This is a genomic window from Desulfosporosinus paludis, assembly GCF_045689965.1.
GTDB classification, from domain to species: Bacteria; Bacillota; Desulfitobacteriia; order Desulfitobacteriales; family Desulfitobacteriaceae; genus Desulfosporosinus; species Desulfosporosinus paludis.
In genome coordinates, this window is the sequence record NZ_CP144211.1 from 712,112 (window position 1) to 731,298 (window position 19,187).

Sequence of the window (19,187 nt, forward strand, 5' to 3'; positions counted from 1 at the left end):
CTCTTCTTCAACTTAAAAATTTATAAGTTTTCAACGGCTGGAATCCAGACATAAAAGGTTGTTCCTTCTTCTACAGCACTCTCTACCCGTATTGTACCGCCGTGAAGTTCAACAATCGATTTAGTGATGGCCAAACCAAGCCCCGCACCGCCATACTTCCTGGTCCTTGAAGAATCGCTGCGATAAAACCGATCGAACAGCTTCGGCAAATGTTCTTCTGGTATGCCAGAACCATTGTCTTTCACAGCTAGTTCTATACCGCCAAGAGCGTTTGTCAATGAGATTTGGATATCCCCTTTCGCAGAATCGGTATGCTGGACTGCATTTTGAAAGAGGTTCAGAACGACTTGCTTTAGGCGATCGACATCAACGTAACCTTTTAGATTAGATGTAAGTCTTAAGCTAACCTTGCGATCTCCGGCCAACAACCTCAATTGAGGTGCCATTTCCCTAATAACCTTATCCAGGGCCTCTTCTGTTAAATGGATTTTTGGTGAGCGATCCAGTTTAGCCAGTAGGAGAAGGTCTTCCACCAATTTCTTCATGCGTTCGGATTCTGCATACATACTCGTTAAAGATCTATTGAGCATCTCCGCTTGGTTCATAGCCCCACGGAGAAGCACTTCTAAAAAACCATGGATGGCCGTCAGGGGGGTACGCAACTCATGAGAAGCATCGGCAACAAATCGGCGCATTTGCTCCTTGGAGTCCTTTTCTGCCTCAAAGGACAATTCCAATCTTTGCAGCATTCCGTTAAAGGAATTGGCCAGGCGATCAATCTCCACTTGACCTTGATCGACGGGCAAACGTTCGGCAAGATTTCCGGCATCAATTTGTTCCACGGTATCAACCATGTTTGATAGAGGGACAAGAGTTTTTCTTAACACTGGGATAAAGGCCAACATCCCGCCAATTAGGGCAAGAAAGGATATTCCTAAAAAGATAAGAAGCTGCTGCAGCATCATATCCTTTAAGGGCTTGGTACTAAGGCTTACTTGAATTAATTCAGGGGTCTGATCTCTCGTCCGAATCGTTTGAAGGACAACCAGCTGCTCGTTTTCACCCGTAGGATTAACGACCTTATACTTTAAATTATGGTCATTAAGCAGAGCATTGTTATAGTCCTGTTCAGCCAAGCGAGGGGAGGTTCCCATGCTGGCATAACCATTGGAAAGCTCCGTTAGGTTGCCCTTCTCATCGATAAGAGCAATGTTGGCATCGGGGAGAAAAAATAAGGGTACATGATGAGGGAGATCCCTTGAACTTGAATTTGGTGAACGCGCTGGGCTGTCTCCCGGGCTTAGGTCAATACTGCTATTTGCCATCTGATTCCAAGCGTCGGGAGGAACAGACTGCACTTGGTTCTGAATACTTTTAGCCTGATTCTGATAGATGAACCCCTGCATGAAAACATATTGGAATAACCCAATGACGACCAGTAACCCAGCCAATAGTAGAAACGAACGCGCTAAAAGTTGAAAACGCAAGGAATTAGGAACAAAAGATCGTCTCAATCGAGTACGAAATTTCATAACAAGTCAACTCGATATCCCGCCCCGCGCAAGGTTCTAATCAAGCGATGTTCTTTATCGTTTAATTTATCTCTCAGTGACCGGATATAGACTTCAACGATGTTTTCATCCCCGCCGAAGTCATAGCCCCACACCTTATCTAAGATCTTTGCTTTACTTAAGACTAAACCTTGGTTGAGCACCATAAATTTCAGCAACTCATATTCTGTCGTCGAAAGCTCCAAAACTCGCTGTTGATATTGAATTTCTTTGCGCCGATCATCAATTCGAAATTCTCCTGCCACCACTTCCCCCATAAGGTTGGGGAATTGATTTCGTATCCTGGCATGAATACGGGCTAACAGTTCCTCAAAACTAAATGGTTTCATCACATAATCATCCGCCCCTATGGTTAGCCCTTTTACACGGTCTTCGACCTCATCCTTAGCCGTCAGCATTATAATGGCGACATTTTCCGTTTTCTTAAGCATTCGACACACTTCGAACCCATCCATCCCAGGCATCATAACATCGAGGATCACGATATGGGGGCGGAACTCTTTGGCCAAAGTAACTCCAGTCATCCCATCTTGTGCGGTTCGGACCTCAAATCCTTCATTTTGTAGGCCCATCTCTAAAAACTGCAAAATATTTGGTTCATCATCAACAAGCAGTATTTTGATACCCTTTAAATTTTGCATAACACTAAGTCCTCCAATAGTATAAAACACATATTTTGACAACAAGCCCAAAGAATCTTAATTAATTATCTTATAAGGAACTGAATTGACACTGAGGGAATGCTGAAAGTTTGCTGAAATACTCTAAGTTAGTATAAAAGAAAACTCGGCTTTAGCCGAGCCTCGTGAGAGCATAAGCTGTCAAATAAAATAGAGCCCCTAAGGGCTCTATCTGAATTCGTTTTGGTGGGCGAGGGGGGACTTGAACCCCCACATACTCACGTATATCGGATTTTGAGACCGACGCGTCTGCCATTCCGCCACTCGCCCTAGGTCAGTGAGTTACTGTATCAACACGACTTAGCTATAATAACATTAATATAAGGATTTAGTCAAGCCTTTTAAGCTAATTTGTCTCATTTTTTTCTTGATATACTCCAATTGCCCTAATCTTTTGATATCGCTTTTCTTGCAATACATCTGCGGGCTCTGTGCGCAATCGGACAAGATATTTGGAAATGACTTGAGATAATTCATCAGCTGTTTGTCTCAAATTGTAATGTGCTCCCCCTTGAGGTTCTCTTACAACTTCATCCACAACACCCAACCTCAGCAAGTCCTGTGCCGTGAACTTTAAAGCAGCAGCAGCCTCTTTAGCCTTGGAAGTATCTTTCCAAAGAATCGAAGCACAACTTTCTGGAGCGATCACCGAGTAGAAAGAATTCTCCAGCATTAGAACCACGTTTCCTACCCCAAGTGCCAACGCTCCGCCGCTTCCGCCTTCGCCGATGACCGTGCTGATTACTGGAACATGGTAACCTGACATAGCTAATAAACATCGTGCAATAGCCTCACCTTGTCCCCGTTCTTCTGCCGGTAAATCACAGGCAGCACCAGGGGTATCAATAAAGGTCAAGATCGGTCTTCTAAATTTCTCAGCCTGATCCATCAATCGCAATGCTTTACGATACCCTTCCGGATGAGGCATGCCAAAATTACGCTTAATATTTTCCTTGGTATCTTTTCCTTTGACCTGAGCAACGACGGTAACTGCGATTCCATGGAAAAGGGCAATTCCGCCAGCAATGGCGTGATCATCAGCAAATAGACGATCCCCTTTAAGTTCGATAAAATCGTCAAACAACAGCGGCGCATAGTCATAGAAATTTGGTCTCTCAGAGTGTCTAGCAATCTGAACCTTCTGCCAAGGTTCCAAATTCCCGTAAATCTCCTTTTTTAAAAGAGAGACTTTCTTTTCTAACGTCTCAACCTCACGTGAAAGGTCTATATCTTTTTCAGCAGAAAATTTCTGAAGCTCAGAAATTTTCTGTTCAAGTTCTATAATAGGCTTTTCAAAATCAAACAGTAGCGCCATACTGAACCCCTTCCTGATGGTACCGCAACAAACGTGCTAAGGTAGAACGCATTTGAGAACGTCCAACAATGAGGTCGATCAAACCATGAATCTGGTTAAATTCAGCCGTTTGTGCTCCCGCTGGAAGCTCTTGTCTCATAGTCTGTTTAATAACACGCGGCCCTGTAAACCCAATTAAAGCATTGGGTTCAGCAATTAAAATATCACCCAATGAAGCATAACTAGCGATAACTCCTCCAAAGGTCGGGTCCGCAAGTACTGAAATATATAACAAATGGTTTGATGCTAAACGCCCCAAGGCCGCACTGGTCTTAGCCATTTGATAGAGAGAAAGGATTCCCTCCTGCATTCGGGCCCCTCCAGACGTAGAAAAGATTACGACAGGCAGGCGCAAATCGATAGCTCGTTCAACTGCCCGAGCAATCTTTTCTCCCACAACTGAACCCATGCTGCCCATCATAAAATTCGCTTCACTAAAAGCCAGCACTACAGGAATTCCTTCAATTTTGGCTTGACCTGTAAGAACTCCTTCTGTCATACCTGACTTTTCCTGAGCCTCATGAAGTTTGCCCTCATAGTCAGGAAACCCTAAAGGATCAAAAGGAATAAGTTCCGAATCCCATTCTTCAAAGCTGTCTTCATCAACGAGCAGCGCTAAACGAGCGCGAGCAGAAATTCGAAAATGATAGTCACACGACGTACAAACTCGGGCATTCTCTTCAAGATTTTTATTGAAGAGAACTTCTCCACATTTCGGGCATTTAATCCAGAGACCATCCGGAAGTTCCTTCTTCATCGTTATAGGTTCTTGGAGTGCCCCATCCACCGGTGTACGCTTTTGCACAGGTGCAGACTGAATCGTCACATATTTTGTTTTACGAAAGATATCTTTGAACATGGTTAGCTCCCTATGGCGCCGGTAATAATTTCGTGCGCTTCTTCAGCTTCAGATTCAGGGACTAAAATTTCGACAGAAGCGTGATCGCCTAGATGCGCAGAACCTATAGGTCTTAGCTGAACAAGCATTCCTTCATCGGTTAGAATGGTTTTGTATTTTTCCGCAATTAACTTATTGGGCGCAATATAAATGACAGTCCACACAGTAAAAGCCCCCTTATTAAATCCGTATTATGATACCATAGCCCAAATGATTGTGCAACAAAGGCTCAATTATGAATCTTCATCATGGACATCTGAACGGAGATTGGAGTATTTAGCCGTTAAGGCTTTTTCTACATGTGGTGTAACAAAATCGGAAACCCCGGCATGCAAGCTGGATGCCCACTTAATGGCACTCGAGCTGATAAAGGAGTATTCACTTTGAGTCATTAAAAAAACGGTCTCGATATCAGGGGCAATCTTCTTATTCATTAGAGCAAGCTGAAATTCATATTCGAAATCAGATAAAGCTCTAAGTCCTCTCAGAATCGCCACGGCACCGCATTGCCGCGCAAATTCTACGGTCAGACCTTCGAAGACCCGAACATTGACGTTCGGCATATCTTTCGTTGCTTCTAATAATAGTTCCATTCTCTCTCCAAGGGTAAATAAGGGTGTTTTCTTACTATCTGCCGCGATGGCGATTGTCACACCATCAAAGAGTTCTTTCGCCCGTGTTAAAATGTCAAGATGTCCATTGGTGACCGGATCAAACGTTCCCGGATAAATTGCTGTACGCACGCTCAATCTCCTTTATGTTCAGGATATTTCCATGGGTTCGCCTTAAAAACCCAGAATCCTGCTGACAAAATCATTTATGCGAAATTTTTCCCTGGTTTCCAGGCGACATTGCTGTATCCCATGACATCAACTAAGGCATTCATCAACTCGTCTTCTTCATTTACCCAGAGTTCTCGATTTCCTTCAATTACTTTTTGATTATTATCAAAGTAGAAATATACAGGCTGATCCCCCGGATACCTTTCCAAAATATTAAACACTTTTGGTATAAGGGTACTCTGATCATTAGGAAATCTTAAAAAAAGTCGTTTAACAACCGCTTTTGGGCTGGAATCATAAGAATTGGCCCTTAAAACAGACTCTCCCACAGGCTTAAGTTCTTCGAGTCTGGTGATCTTTTCTGCGAAGATTTTTTTCTCATCTTCTCGAATATTGTACCTTCCTACAACCACAATCACTTGTTCGTTTCCCAAGGCACGCATCTGAGCAAAGACACGCGGAAACACTAAAACCTCAATCTCTCCTGTCAAATCCTCTAACACAAAACTAGCCATCATTTCACCCTTTTTAGTGACCGTTTGCCTGAAAGCAGTGACTATTCCCCCGAGGGCTACTTTTTTCTCCTCTTCCCCTTCCAGGCAGGTCAGGATATCCGAAGACACATAGGGTTTAATCTGAGGCAAAACGGCGGAGAGCGGATGTCCACTTAAGTAGAGACCTAAATATTCCCTTTCCATTTCAAGAATCTCTCGCTCGTTAAACTCGGAAAGTTGAGGCATTGTAATTCCTTCATCTAATTGGTCATCTAAATCAAAAAGAGAAAACTGTCCGCTTTGCCGATCCTTCTGACGGCGCTGAGCAGTCTCCAATAGTTGGTCGAGGACTGCCAGAGCTTGAACTCGTGTACAAAACGAAACCAGGGCTCCAGAGCGTACTAAGCTCTCTAAGACCCGCCGATTCAAAACTTTTTGATCCACTCGCATGCAAAAATCATAGAGGGATTGGTATGGGCCATCACGTCTCGCTTCTAATATTTTCTCAACCACGTTTACGCCAACATTACGGATAGCTCCTAATCCAAAACGAATCGCTCGATTTTCAATGGAGAAACCCACCTGACTATGCTGGACATCTGGAGGAAGCACTTCAATTCCGCTTTGTTTAGCGTCTTGGATATAAAACGAAATTTTATCGGAGGAACCCATTACAGTACTTAACAGAGCTGCTATAAATTCCAAAGGATAGTTTGCCTTTAAATACGCCGTCTGATACGAAATGACAGCATAGGCTGTAGCATGCCCTTTATTAAAACCATATTCTGCGAACTTAGCCATTAAATCAAAAATTTCCTCAGCCTCTTCACGTGTTATACCCATCCGAAGTGCCCCGGGGATGATCCACTGTCCCTGATCATCTTGCAAGCCATGGATAAAGTTCTGCCGTTCTTCAACCATGATTTCTTTTTTCTTTTTCCCCATAGCTCGCCTTAACAAATCCGCTCGTCCCAGGGAATATCCTGCCAGGTCCCGAGCGATCTGCATAACTTGCTCCTGATAGACAATAATTCCATAGGTGGCCTTGAGAATGGGTTCTAATTTGGGATGTAAGTAGGTTATCTGTCCTCCATGTTTACGGCGAATGAATTCGGGAATTTGATCCATAGGACCCGGTCGATATAAAGCATTAACCGCAATAACATCTTCAAAGCAGGTCGGTTTCAGCTCCTTCAGAACTGCTTTCATCCCACCGCTTTCCAGCTGAAAAATTCCGGTGCTGTTTCCCGAAGCAAGCAGACTATAAGTTTTAGGATCGTCAAGGGGCAGCGTCTGTAAATCCAGAGTAATTCCCTGGGTTTCCTCGATTCGCTGTACTGCCTCTTGGATGATGGTTAGATTTCTCAAACCAAGAAAATCCATCTTTAATAACCCTATTTCTTCGACTATTTTCATCGGAAATTGAGTCATCACAAAATCCTCGGAAGTTCTCTGAAGGGGAAGATGATTCATGAGCTGATCTTTAGAAATCACGACACCTGCTGCATGGGTGGAAGCATGTCTCGTCATTCCCTCAAGGGACTGAGCCAGTGTATAGAGCCGCTTAACCTCTTCATCTTCTTCCACCATGCGCGTTAAATCCGGGGATACTTGCAGAGCCTTCTCCAGGGTCATTCCTGGATCGGAAGGAATGGCCTTGGCCACTTTATCCACTCGGGCCAAAGGAATTGCTAAAACCCTTCCGCCATCTCGAATAGCCGCTTTGGCTCCCATCGTTCCAAAAGTAATGATTTGGCAGACCTTATCCGCACCATATTTCTCCGTAACGTAGCGGATAACTCGCTCTCGGCCTTCCGGGTCAAAATCTATGTCAATATCCGGCATTGAAATTCGCTCCGGATTTAGAAACCGTTCAAACAGCAGATCGTGGCGCAAAGGCTCAACCGAGGTAATTCCAAGTAAGTAAGCAACCATGCTTGCCGCGGCAGAACCTCGCCCTGGACCTACGGCTACGCCATGCTCTCTGGCAAATCGGCAAAAATCAGCGACAATTAGAAAATATCCTGAAAATCCAGTCTGAGAAATAACTCCAAGCTCATAGTCTAAGCGTTCCTTCTCTTCTTTCGTCATGTTGGGATAAAAACGCGGAAAAGCTTCACGACATTGAGCTTCAAGGTACCCATCTAATGTATACCCCAGAGGAACTTCAAAATCCGGTAAAAAATTATTTCCAAAGTTAAAATCCACTTGACAGCGTTCTGCAATGTGAGCCGTGTTTTCTAAAACTTCCGGATGTTCTCCAAAGAGCAGTGCCATCTCTTGTTCGGATTTCAAAAAGAATTCCTGACTCGAAAACCGCATCCTGGATGTATCGGTTAAGGTTTTGCCGGTTTGAATACTCAACAAAGCATCTTGAACAAGAGCATCCTCACGCTTGACATAATGCACGTCATTGGTTGCCACGATCGGGATTCCCGTCCGTTCATGCACTTTCCAAATTCCTGTTATAACTTTGAGCTGCTTATCAATCCCGTGATCTTGAATTTCAAGATAGAAATTCCCTTTACCAAAAATCATCTCATAGTCAAGAGCACTCTGGATGGCCATTTCCAGCTGATCATTCACAAGATAATCGGCTACCTCTCCAGCCAAGCAAGCACTGAGCGCAATAATACCTTTGGAATATTTGTGTAGAATTTCTTTATCTACCCTAGGTTTATAATAAAAGCCCTCGATATGGGCCATGGAAACTAGGCGTATCAGGTTACGATACCCCTCTTCATTCTCAGCAAGAAGCACCAAATGGTAGTTCTTGTCATCCTTGCCAGGAACCTTATCTGTCCGCTTATGGGGAGCGACATAGACTTCACACCCTATTATCGGTTTAATACCCGCTTTGCGGCAAGCCTTATAAAAATCAATGACTCCATACATAACCCCATGATCCGTAATTGCCAAAGCTGGCATATTCAATTCTACCGCTCGCTTGACCAAGTTATTAATTCGGGCTGCTCCGTCAAGCAGGCTAAACTCTGTATGATTATGGAGGTGTACAAACATCACGTTTTCGCTCCTCAAGATATATAGCAAAGGCCTTGAAAAATTCAAGACCTTGTGCTGCGTATTCTAGTTTATCAATTTAGGCGAGCAATGAATAAAAAAAGACTTCTACATAATTATAAATGGTTTCCCTACTGAAGTGTTGCTTCGCTGACCAATTTTTTGTCTCCGATTCGCGCAGTCATCAAACCTTTGGCTACCACATTTTTCTCAACCATAACTTCTACTTCAATATTACAATGTTTCTTAGCGACTAAAAGAAGCTTGGCAGTCACCTTAATTTCCGTTCCCACCGGGATAGGCTGAAGCTGATACAACGTGAAATTTTCCGTGATGGCATTTAGGCGATATTTCTTCCGCAGGCCAATATATCCCGCCATATTCATGACTGTAACAATGACACCGCAGCTGGCCGATCCATAGTCATCTACCATAGCATTGGTAATTTCCCCTTCGATGGAAAGATGTTCTGAATCATCAACAAACCGAAAACCGCTTAGCACCAGATTATCAACTGTTTCCCCAAACTGAGGCTGTTTTTGAACTTGCTGATATGCTTCAATGACATCTTGCAGGCTGATAATTCCGATCAGTTTGCCCTGATCTGCCACTACGGCTATTTCCCATCCTTCCCAGACCATGATTCGGGAAATATGAGTGACAGGGTCGTCACGACCTACCATGAATGGATTAGCGTTCATAACTTCTTTGATCGGAGTTTTCAGATCTGCTCCGGCAACATCAACCGCCGTCACAATCCCAACGAGATTCATATCCTTATCTACTACCGGAAAACGACTATGGTCCGTTCTTTGGGAAAGCTCACGCCAATCTTCAACGGTGGCATCTTCCTTCAAATAACTGACATCTTTGACCATGATGTCTTCTACTAAAATAAGTTCTTTCTGAATTAATCGATCATAAAGAGCGCGATTAATCATGGATGTCACCGCAAATGTATCATAGGGCGATTGAATAATGACTAATTCTCGTTGGCGGGCTAAAGCTACAACATCTTCGTCAGGTTCCAACCCACCTGTGATCAACAAAGAGGCATCATGCTCTAAGGCAAAAATCTGGGCATTACGACGGTTGCCAACAATGCATAACGCCTTTTCTTCCAAATAGCGTCCCATAGCATCCAGTTCCATCGAAGCAATGATAAATTTATGGGGGAGCGATCAAGATACTCGAAACCACAAATCACGACCCCTTCGGCGATCTGTGAAACTTCACGCAACGTTAGATCCTCGATTTGGCGTTCTTTGACTCCTTCAATGCGTATGGTGCCCACTTTCGGAATAGAACGGACTAATCCTTTAGCCTCGGCTTCTTTAATGGCACGATAGGCTGTCCCTTCACTAACGTCCAGTGCTTTGGCTATAAAACGAACAGATACCTTACTGCCGATAGCTAAATCTTCAATAAATGTTAAAATTTGTTGATGCTTTGTCAACTGACTTACGCTCCCCACTTATTACTATACGGTCTACAATTATACCATATGATTGAAGAACGAGCCATACCTATTCGTTCTGATCCTTAAGATTTTCCCGTCTCCGCCGTTGAGTCATAAGCCCGCCAATTTTACCGGCGTCCTTGGCATTTAAAGAATGCCAGCCTTTTGTCTGAACTTGCTCCAAAAGACCTAACTCTGCGGCTATTTCCATTTTCAACGGCTCTAAGGGATCAATCCGCTTAACCCTAGGTTTTGATGATTTCATCTTAAATCCTCCCCCTGCTCATGGTATAGAGATCCTCTTCATAATGTGGACAATTCGGCCCTCGATCTCCTAATAAGTGTTCCAAGCGGCAATGCCCATCTACTCCGTATAAGCAACGAAGTGCGCATAATTTTCTAGTCATGTTCTCATCTCCTTACTCTGAGTTTTACCGTTTTTGCATAAAAATATCCCGCTTGAAATTCAAGCGGGATATTTTGCTTCTTTAAATAATTAACCGTTCTATCAACATTCAAAAACGTTTTAAACACATAATGTCTAAGTAATCTAAATTAGCTCAAAAGATTCTCCGGCTTTAAGTACTTTGCCCTGGGTCTCAGGAACTCTGCGTTGCAGCATCCGCAGGAACTCTCCGACATCCTGGTTTATGAGAGGGAATGTATTATAATGCATAGGGATAACTACTTTCGGGCGAAGTAATTGCGAAGCATGCGCCGCTTCCTCAACGCCCATAACAAAATTATCTCCTATCGGCAACATGGCAACCTCCAGGGGATGGCGCATTCCAATAAGTTCCATATCTCCAAACAGTCCGGTGTCTCCGGCATGATAGAGCCATTTTCCTTCGATTTGAAGCAGGAATCCGCACGGAGGGCCACCATAGAGCATTGGCCCCTCACCCTCTTCAATCCCAGATCCGTGAAGTGCTAAGGTCAGCTTAACCCACCCGAAGGGAAAGAGATGCTTTCCCCAAGATGCATAGCATGAGTCGTTGCACCCTGACTCTGGCAATATGCAGCTAGCTCATAAACTGCGATAATAGGAGCCCCGGTTTGTTTCGATAACCACACAGCATCACCCAGATGATCGTGATGTCCATGAGTTACTAAAATGGCATCGAGCTGTGTGAAGTCTTCAGGCTTGGTGGTTGTACTCGGGTTATCTCTTAAAAAAGGGTCAATTAAGATTCTTCCTGCATCACTTTCGATTTCGAAACAAGCGTGTCCATGGAAACGAATATTCATTCTTTAACCTCCATCCCATAGTTTAACGAGCTGAATATGCTTGAAGTACCTCCCAGAAAGCAGGATAGCTCAAGTTCATTTCCCAAAGTGCAACTCCTCTGATACCTTTGCTTAGGGCAAGATCCAATTTGTCTCTCAAACTTCGAGGATCCTCGAAATACACAGTATGCTTAATTCCCATGGTTTCATAGTGGAAATAGGAACTATGCTGCCTGGCGTCCCAGCGAATTGGAGCACCGAAGCGTTTGGCAAGATCAATAGCCCGTTGATAACTAATAACTTGAGCAGATCCTCGTTCAGGCCAGTCATAGCCATAGAGTGGAATACCCATGTAAATCTTCTGGGCAGGGATATTCGCCAAAGCATAGTTTAAATTTTCATTGACCCATGGTATAGAGGCCACAGACCCCGGAGGACTTGCTGGCCAATGCTCTTCATACGTCATCAAGATCACCTCGTCAACAGCTTGCCCTATGATCTTAAAGTCAAAAGCGCCCTTCCAAGGATCAAGCGGTTCATCTGAGGATTTCGCCGGGACATCAATCGTCACCAAAAAATTGGCTTGGCGGAACTTTGCCGACCAGGTTTGGATAAGCTGACTGAAAAGAGCGCGATCTTCCGGCTTCCCTTTTTCCAAATCCAGATTAACCCCATCAAATTGATACTCAGCCAAGAGATTTCGTATGTTTCCCCAAACAAAATTAGCAAAGTTCTGATCCCGTACCAAACGTCCAAGCAAGTCCGTTGAAAAGCGCCCTCCAGACGTTAAGTTGCTGACAGTTAAAAAGGCCCTAATTCCTTTGGCATGTGCCTCATTTATGAGCCGACGACTAGGGCGACCCACGAGCGTCCCATTATTTTGGATCGGTATCTGAAAGATATCTAATTGCCGGATAGTACTTCCATAACGTTGAAAGTAAGTATAACCCTTGGCTTGCTCATTAAGACCATTGTAAAATGCAAACACATTTAATGGCATACTTATACCCCCTTTCCGATCATCATATGCATCGGTAGGGTAAGAAGTGAGGAACTATTTTGAATGGCGACGACCGAAAACCGCCAGCATCGCAGTCCTGCGCATTAAAATAATGACTAATAAAGCGAAGACAATAATTAGAATAGTTAGAGCTAAAACCCATTGTCCCTTATTTCCAAGGACAGCTGACACACCGAAGCAAGCGCTGATTCCGTACATTGACAATACTGCTTGGCGCTGGGTAAGGCCGGCGTCCAGTAAACGATGGTGCAGATGCCCTCGATCAGCCGTAGCCATGGACTGCCCGTGCAGCTTACGACGAATAATAGCAAACGTCAAGTCCGTGACTGGCATGCCCATGACCAGAAGCGGAAAAACTAAGCCAAGAATCGTTGCTGTTTTAAGCAACCCCATGATGGAAAGGCCACCGATTATATATCCCAAAAACATGCTCCCCGAATCTCCCATGAAAACACGTGCCGGCGGGAAATTATACACTAAGAAGCCAAGCAGCGCTCCTGCTAAGGCTAACGTGAGATGGGCTGTGGGGACTTGGTCAATTCGATTAGCCGACCAGAACAACAACAGAGCAGCCATAAAACATATCCCTGCGGCCAGTCCATCCAAGCCATCTGAAATGTTGACCGTATTCACCAAGCTAACGACCCAAAATAACATTAAAATAAAACCGATAGCACCGACTCCATGCATTACAAAGTTAATTTCTCCAAACAGGGGCAAAGTGATCATATTCATGGAAAAGCTCAAACCCAGCAAAGAAGCTGCGACAATTTGCCAAAAAAGCTTAACCATCGGACGGATTTCTCGGATATCGTCCCAAATGCCAACCAGCAGTATTAACGAACTGCCTAGGAATAACCCCCAGAAGGAATCATCCCAGACCTGGGCGATCAGAGCTGCCAACCAGAATCCAGCATATAACGCCAATCCGCCAAGGCGGGGGATCGGCTTTTTATGAACATGCCGACCTCCCGGATAAGCAATCGCTCCCCACCTTTTGGCAAGTTTCATAGTGAAAGGAGTACCGATCAATGCAATAACTAAGGCCAAAGTAAAGGTCAATACATAGGTCATGACGGTTCCTCCGACTCCTTTGGTTTGAGCTTGTCACGCAGCATGGTCGGCTGACGCAGCTCTAAACATGAGCAAGAAAACGTTTGCGGAAGTATTGCCATAGCACTTAACAATATTTCTCCGGCAACATTTGCCTGATTGTAGAAAATATCCGCTAATTCCTCATGTTCCCAATCCCTTACAACTCCCTCGGCATGATTCACGACCAGTTGGACACTGGCGTAATGAGCTCCAATCTCCCGTGCCAGATAAACTTCCGGACACATGGATTGACCAATGATATCGCCGCCCATTTGTTTAAACATCTGAACTTCAGAAGGGCTTTCAAAATGACGTCCATCCGTACAAACATAAACGCCGCGTTCAAAAACATATCTCGGCGGATGACTTTTCAAAACGGTTTCATAAAGAATTCTGGCAAGGTCTGGGCAGACTGACTCACGCATGGTTAAGAGAAAGGGAAGTCCGATTGACACATCCTTCCTCATAGAAAAATCTAAATAATCGTGCGGAATGACGACATCGCGAGGCTTAAGAAGATGGTTAATTCCCCCGACCCCACCTTCAGTTAGAACCACATGCACGCCTGCTTCGTGAAAAACCCAGAAAATTTGCTGAGAAGCCTGAGCTCTAGTGACACCTTGCCTCCACCCGTGCATCCGACAGGTTAAGGCTTCTTTACCGGCATAGGAAAAATGCGTGAATTCTGGTGATGGTCCGAAGGGAGTGTCAAAAATCAATGTTTCACCAAGGACCTTTGTTCCGGGAATCGATAAATCAGCAGGGAATGAAATCGAATTCGTACTCGAACCACAAATTAATCCTACATCAACCTTGGGTATCATAGCTTCTCCCCCTTTCTAAACAAGACTTGGAAATCCCCATTGACGCAATACTTCATAAACAACCACGGCCACGGAATTTGACAAATTTAAAGAACGTGCCTCTGCGCGCATCGGTAACCTCACGGTCTTATCAGGATACCGCGCCAAGATTTCCGGTGCTAGTCCTTTTGTTTCCTTACCAAAAATCAAATATCCCCCAGGTTCATAAGCAATATCGCTGTAGGAACGACCACCTTTTGTCGTTGCTAAGTAACGAGGACCGTTAGGGTTTTTTTCTTCAAAATCACTGAAATTTTCATAATAAAAGATCTCAAGCAGATGCCAATAATCTAATCCGGCACGCTTCAATTGCTTATCATCAATACTAAAACCAAGCGGTTTTACTAAATGGAGAACAGCTCCAGTAGCAGCACAAAGTCGAGCCACATTCCCTGTATTTGGTGGGATCTCCGGCTCAACCAAAACAATATTAAGTCGATTGTTCAAAACTATGGCTCCCCTTTCAATGACACCCAGCACAGTTTCCATGACACCCTGAGGAACAAGCTCCACTGCTTCTTCCCTTGGAGACGCCAGGACTAGCAAACCCGGATATTTGTTTCAAAAGCCCCTCATGTCCACATCCAAGACATGTTAGGAACTCTCCATTTTCACCTATTCGACATAATTCCGTCGTCATCAGACCACAACTCGGACACCCGAATTCATACATAGGCAATTCGATATACCTCCCTGACAGTTAGAACATAGTTACAAGCTCTTGAACATCTAGCCTATCATTTACTATTATAACCTGAAATTATTACAAACCCAAACTATTATCTGCTTTTTTCACCTCAAACCACCAATGAAATTCGAAGGTATCCTGCCAAATCCTTAAGAATTATCAGTCTCTTCTCAGATATTTTGTATACTTACCGGGAAGCTATAGATGTTACTTGAGGTTTTTGGTAAAGTAAATATCATTCAAAGGAGGTATTACCATGGGACAGAACCTAACTCAAAAAATTCTTTCATCCCACCTAGTATCCGGCGACTTAAACCAAGGGAGCGAAATCGCTCTGCGAATTGACCAAACTTTGACTCAAGATGCCACAGGTACAATGGCCTATTTGCAATTTGAAGCCATGAACCTCGCTAGAGTCCGAACCGAATGCTCGGTTAGTTATATAGATCATAATACTCTGCAAACCGGATTTGAGAATGCGGATGACCATGCCTTCCTACAAAGTGCAGCCGCGCGATTCGGTACCTACTTTTCCCGTCCCGGTAACGGGATTTGTCACCAAGTTCATCTTGAACGCTTTGCTAAGCCAGGCAAAACTCTACTCGGTTCAGACAGTCACACCCCAACAGCAGGTGGAATGGGAATGCTCGCTATGGGAGCAGGCGGACTTGATGTTGCGGTGGCCATGGGTGGAGGGCCTTTTTACCTCCCTAACCCCAAAGTCCTGCGCGTCTGGTTGGTCGGACAACTATCAGAATGGGTTTCAGCCAAAGACATCATTCTAGAAATACTGCGCACTCTTACCGTCAAAGGAGGCGTCGGAAAGATCATCGAGTATGCTGGACCCGGGGTAAAAACCCTCACAGTTCCGGAACGCGCCACCATTACAAACATGGGAGCTGAATTAGGGGCTTCATCTTCAATCTTTCCCAGTGATGAACAAACCTTGCGCTTTTTAGAAGCACAAGGTCGAACCAAAGATTGGGTTTCACTTTCTGCTGATGACGACGCTGCTTACGATGAGACTTTAGAAATTGATCTTTCACGACTCGTTCCAATGATCGCTCAACCGCATAGTCCTGACAATGTTGTTCCTGTCAGTGAACGCGCTGGCCAACCTGTTCACCAGGTAGCCATCGGAAGCTGTACCAACTCCTCCTATCAAGACTTAATGCGCGTGAGCCGGATCCTTAAAGGGAAGCACGTACATCCCAAGGTAAGCCTAGTAATTTCTCCGGGATCACGCCAAGTCTTAAGCATGCTTGCTGATAATGGTGCTTTAACCGATCTTCTCGACAGCGGTGCCCGACTGCTTGAATCCACTTGCGGCCCATGTATTGGAATGGGACAATCGCCTATTTCTAAAGCCGTCTCAGTTCGTACCTTTAATCGGAACTTTATGGGGCGAAGCGGAACCCAAGATGCCTCGGTCTTTCTGTCCAGCCCAGAGGTTGCTGCTGCTTGTGCCTTAACCGGATTCATCACCGACCCGCGAACTCTTGGACTTCCGCCAGTCATTGACTCACCTCAGCAATTCCGCATCGATGACAGCATGATTATTCAGCCTGGGGACCCCAACACCCCCATTCAACGCGGACCAAATATTCAACCCCTGCCGCTTGCACCTAAACTCGATAATGAACTGAGCCTGCCGATTGTCCTAAAACTTGGCGACAACGTAACAACAGATGACATCATGCCTGCTGGTTCTAAGATTCTCCCACTCCGTTCCAACATCCCAGCTATTTCCGAATTCGCCTTTCATAAACTAGATGCTCAGTTTGCAGCAAAAGCGAAAGCATTTAAACAAAGCGCCATCGTAGCAGGCCACAATTATGGTCAGGGTTCAAGCCGAGAACACGCTGCACTCGCCCCGATGTACCTGGGACTTCGAGTCGTTTTAGCTCAAAGCTTTGCGCGTATCCATCGCGCCAATTTAATTAACTTTGGTATCCTTCCTCTCATCTTTGTTCATGAAGAAGATTTGGCTCGTATCCAATCTAAAATGGTTCTGAAACTTATGGACATTCACAAGGCCATTGCATCCTCTGAGCCCTTTGCTCTTACTCTGGATAACGACCCGAACCCGATCTGGGTAAAACACGACCTCACCGAACGACAAGCAAAAATTCTCCTTGCCGGAGGGCTGCTGAATGCGACGAAGGCCTCAGTCAATTCTGCTCCCAATACAACTCCTGTTATATAAAACAATATTGTAATTCCTGTTGTTCTAAGTTATGATATTGTTTATCCTATCAATCTGTTGTATGATTTCTTTAAAGAGGTGGATTTAATGCTTACATCAGACGATCGTAAATTGCTTAAAATCATAGCTGAAGACTGTCGCTTAGGGCCTGAGGAGCTCTCTTTGCAAACCGGCTTAAGCACAGAATATATCAAAAAGCGGATTACGGATTGGGAAAAGGAAAAAGTGATTGTTGGATACCAGCCTATGATTAATTGGGAACGAACGGGCGAAGAAAAAGTAACGGCACTTATTGAAGTTAGAGTCTTGCCCCAGCGAGGGTACGGATTTGACAAAATTGCTAAGCGGTTACAAAAGTTCCCTGAAATCAAATCTCTGATGCTGATGTCTGGGGGGTATGATTTAGCTCTGCTTATCGAAGGCAAAACTATGCAGGATGTTGCCCTCTTTGTCGCAGAGAAACTTGCTCCGCTTGAGCACATCCAGAGTACCGCTACCCACTTCATGCTGCGCCGCTATAAACAAGACGGAGTGGAGCTTCTGGGTGAGGAAGAGACGCTTCAACGTCTCGTGATATCACCATGAACCGATATCTTGCCAGCCATGTTGCCAATTTGCCCCCCTCAGGGATACGAAAGTTTTTTGATCTCGTAGCAACCATGAAAGACGTGATTTCTTTAGGAGTGGGGGAACCTGACTTTGTTACCCCTTGGACTGTGCGTGAAAGCGGCATTTTCTCTCTTGAGCAGGGACAGACCATGTATACTAGCAACGCCGGGCTTTTTGAATTACGTGAAGAGCTCGCCCACCATTTACACGTCTCCTTGGGGCTTTCTTATGACCCTTTGAAAGAAATTCTAATTACAACGGGGGCAAGTGAAGCCGTAGACCTTGTGATGCGTGCTGTTCTGGAACCAGGAAATATCGTCTTAGTTCCTGACCCTTCCTATGTATCTTACGCTCCCTGTGCAACCTTGGCAGGGGCTAGTGTCCGCTATGTTCCAACTTATGCTAAAGAAAACTTCCGTTTGAGAGTTGAGGATATAGCTAAAGCCTATTCTCCCGAAGTAAAGCTCTTGGTTTTATCCTACCCCAACAACCCAACAGGGGCTATCATGCAGCGCGAGGACCTTCTTCCCATTGCTGAGTTTGTAAAGCAGCATGATCTTCTCGTACTTGCCGATGACATTTATTCCGATCTTACCTACGAAGGTGCCCACACTTCCTTTGCAAGTTTACCTGATATGCACGATCGTACTCTCTTCGTCAGTGGCTTTTCCAAATCTTACGCCATGACGGGCTGGAGAATCGGCTACGTTGCTGGTCATCCTGATCTCATCAACGGAATGACCAAAATTCATCAATATACTATGCTCTGCGCCCCTATCACGGGGCAAATCGCCGCTCTGGAAGCCTTGCGCTCAGCCTCGGACGCTAAGAACGAAATGGTCTCAGCCTACGATCGCAGACGCCGCCTCATGGTGCATGGTTTCAGATCCATGGGGCTGGACTGTTTCGAACCTCTAGGCGCTTTTTACGTATTTCCGGATATATCGAGAACGAAGTTATCTTCAGAAGCCTTCGCCGAAGAACTGTTAAAAGAAGAAAAGGTAGCCGTAGTTCCTGGGACTGCCTTCGGGCCTTCTGGAGAAGGGTTCATCCGCTGTTCTTACGCCTACTCCCTTGAGCAGCTTGAGGAAGCCCTTCAAAGAATCACTCGTTTTGTTCAGCGCCGATTAACCTAGCACAACACAGATTCCACTGATGAGCGTTCTCTGCAACATACCTTACCACTTGTATAGTTGAATGAAATTATAATACTCCCAAA

General features: G+C 44.8%; 17 protein-coding genes, 1 tRNA gene and 2 pseudogenes. 3 read left to right on the plus strand and 17 right to left on the minus strand.

Going from position 1 to position 19,187, the window contains the following annotated elements; translation table 11 throughout:
• Nucleotides 1-20: 20 nt before the first annotated feature.
• The 17 genes and pseudogenes from VZF35_RS03740 to VZF35_RS03820 all read right to left on the minus strand — a co-directional run bounded on the left by VZF35_RS03740 (nt 21) and on the right by VZF35_RS03820 (nt 15,138).
• Nucleotides 21-1,532: a sensor histidine kinase gene (locus VZF35_RS03740; protein WP_407311128.1), complete on the minus strand. Its 1,512-nt coding sequence runs from the start codon at nt 1,530-1,532 to the stop codon at nt 21-23.
• On the minus strand, nt 1,529-2,212 hold the full coding sequence (locus VZF35_RS03745) for a response regulator transcription factor (RefSeq protein WP_407311130.1): 684 nt from the start codon (nt 2,210-2,212) through the stop codon (nt 1,529-1,531). Before VZF35_RS03745 ends, VZF35_RS03740 begins: the two co-directional genes overlap by 4 nt.
• 223 nt (nt 2,213-2,435) lie before the next feature.
• Nucleotides 2,436-2,521: transfer RNA gene (locus VZF35_RS03750), tRNA-Leu, on the minus strand.
• A gap of 76 nt (nt 2,522-2,597) precedes the next feature.
• Nucleotides 2,598-3,566, minus strand: coding sequence for an acetyl-CoA carboxylase carboxyltransferase subunit alpha (locus tag VZF35_RS03755; RefSeq protein WP_407311132.1), 969 nt, complete (start codon nt 3,564-3,566; stop codon nt 2,598-2,600).
• Nucleotides 3,550-4,464, minus strand: coding sequence for an acetyl-CoA carboxylase, carboxyltransferase subunit beta (gene accD, locus VZF35_RS03760; protein WP_407311134.1), 915 nt, complete (start codon nt 4,462-4,464; stop codon nt 3,550-3,552). The genes VZF35_RS03755 and accD overlap by 17 nt, the downstream gene beginning before the upstream one ends.
• Nucleotides 4,465-4,466: 2 nt before the next feature.
• The gene (locus VZF35_RS03765) at nt 4,467-4,667 is read right to left on the minus strand and encodes a glutamate decarboxylase (protein ID WP_407311136.1); all 201 of its coding nucleotides are present in this window, start codon (nt 4,665-4,667) and stop codon (nt 4,467-4,469) included.
• 69 nt (nt 4,668-4,736) lie between these two features.
• Nucleotides 4,737-5,246 carry a pantetheine-phosphate adenylyltransferase gene (gene coaD / locus VZF35_RS03770; RefSeq protein ID WP_407311138.1) on the minus strand — a complete coding sequence of 170 codons (510 nt, stop codon included), beginning with the start codon at nt 5,244-5,246 and terminating at the stop codon, nt 4,737-4,739.
• 74 nt (nt 5,247-5,320) lie between these two features.
• The gene (locus VZF35_RS03775; RefSeq protein ID WP_407314434.1) at nt 5,321-8,800 is read right to left on the minus strand and encodes a DNA polymerase III subunit alpha; all 3,480 of its coding nucleotides are present in this window, start codon (nt 8,798-8,800) and stop codon (nt 5,321-5,323) included.
• A gap of 131 nt (nt 8,801-8,931) precedes the next feature.
• Nucleotides 8,932-10,256 (minus strand): annotated as a pseudogene (locus tag VZF35_RS03780) (DRTGG domain-containing protein).
• 70 nt (nt 10,257-10,326) lie between these two features.
• Nucleotides 10,327-10,524: a small, acid-soluble spore protein, alpha/beta type gene (locus VZF35_RS03785; protein ID WP_407311140.1), complete on the minus strand. Its 198-nt coding sequence runs from the start codon at nt 10,522-10,524 to the stop codon at nt 10,327-10,329.
• Between the two features lies 1 nt (nt 10,525).
• The gene (locus VZF35_RS03790; RefSeq protein WP_407311142.1) at nt 10,526-10,666 is read right to left on the minus strand and encodes a cleavage protein; all 141 of its coding nucleotides are present in this window, start codon (nt 10,664-10,666) and stop codon (nt 10,526-10,528) included.
• 143 nt (nt 10,667-10,809) lie between these two features.
• Nucleotides 10,810-11,507, minus strand: a pseudogene (locus VZF35_RS03795) (metal-dependent hydrolase).
• A gap of 22 nt (nt 11,508-11,529) precedes the next feature.
• Nucleotides 11,530-12,486: a glycosyl hydrolase family 18 protein gene (locus VZF35_RS03800; protein WP_407311144.1), complete on the minus strand. Its 957-nt coding sequence runs from the start codon at nt 12,484-12,486 to the stop codon at nt 11,530-11,532.
• 54 nt (nt 12,487-12,540) lie between these two features.
• Nucleotides 12,541-13,581, minus strand: coding sequence for a glycosyltransferase family 4 protein (locus VZF35_RS03805; RefSeq protein WP_407311146.1), 1,041 nt, complete (start codon nt 13,579-13,581; stop codon nt 12,541-12,543).
• Nucleotides 13,578-14,426, minus strand: coding sequence for an MTAP family purine nucleoside phosphorylase (locus VZF35_RS03810; RefSeq protein ID WP_407311148.1), 849 nt, complete (start codon nt 14,424-14,426; stop codon nt 13,578-13,580). The genes VZF35_RS03805 and VZF35_RS03810 overlap by 4 nt, the downstream gene beginning before the upstream one ends.
• A gap of 15 nt (nt 14,427-14,441) precedes the next feature.
• Nucleotides 14,442-14,954, minus strand: coding sequence for a tRNA (cytidine(34)-2'-O)-methyltransferase (locus VZF35_RS03815; RefSeq protein ID WP_407311150.1), 513 nt, complete (start codon nt 14,952-14,954; stop codon nt 14,442-14,444).
• The gene (locus VZF35_RS03820) at nt 14,929-15,138 is read right to left on the minus strand and encodes a zinc ribbon domain-containing protein (protein ID WP_407314436.1); all 210 of its coding nucleotides are present in this window, start codon (nt 15,136-15,138) and stop codon (nt 14,929-14,931) included. Before VZF35_RS03820 ends, VZF35_RS03815 begins: the two co-directional genes overlap by 26 nt.
• Nucleotides 15,139-15,409: 271 nt before the next feature.
• On the opposite strand from VZF35_RS03820, the gene VZF35_RS03825 reads away from it, so the two are divergent.
• The 3 genes from VZF35_RS03825 to VZF35_RS03835 all read left to right on the plus strand — a co-directional run bounded on the left by VZF35_RS03825 (nt 15,410) and on the right by VZF35_RS03835 (nt 19,104).
• Entirely contained in the window at nt 15,410-17,359 is a 1,950-nt protein-coding gene (locus tag VZF35_RS03825) for an aconitate hydratase (RefSeq protein WP_407311152.1), read from the plus strand.
• An 87-nt stretch (nt 17,360-17,446) separates the two neighbouring features.
• Nucleotides 17,447-17,944: an Lrp/AsnC family transcriptional regulator gene (locus VZF35_RS03830; protein WP_407311154.1), complete on the plus strand. Its 498-nt coding sequence runs from the start codon at nt 17,447-17,449 to the stop codon at nt 17,942-17,944.
• Complete coding sequence (locus VZF35_RS03835; protein WP_407311156.1) at nt 17,941-19,104, plus strand: aminotransferase class I/II-fold pyridoxal phosphate-dependent enzyme; 1,164 nt, start codon at nt 17,941-17,943, stop codon at nt 19,102-19,104. The genes VZF35_RS03830 and VZF35_RS03835 overlap by 4 nt, the downstream gene beginning before the upstream one ends.
• Nucleotides 19,105-19,187: the final 83 nt, after the last annotated feature.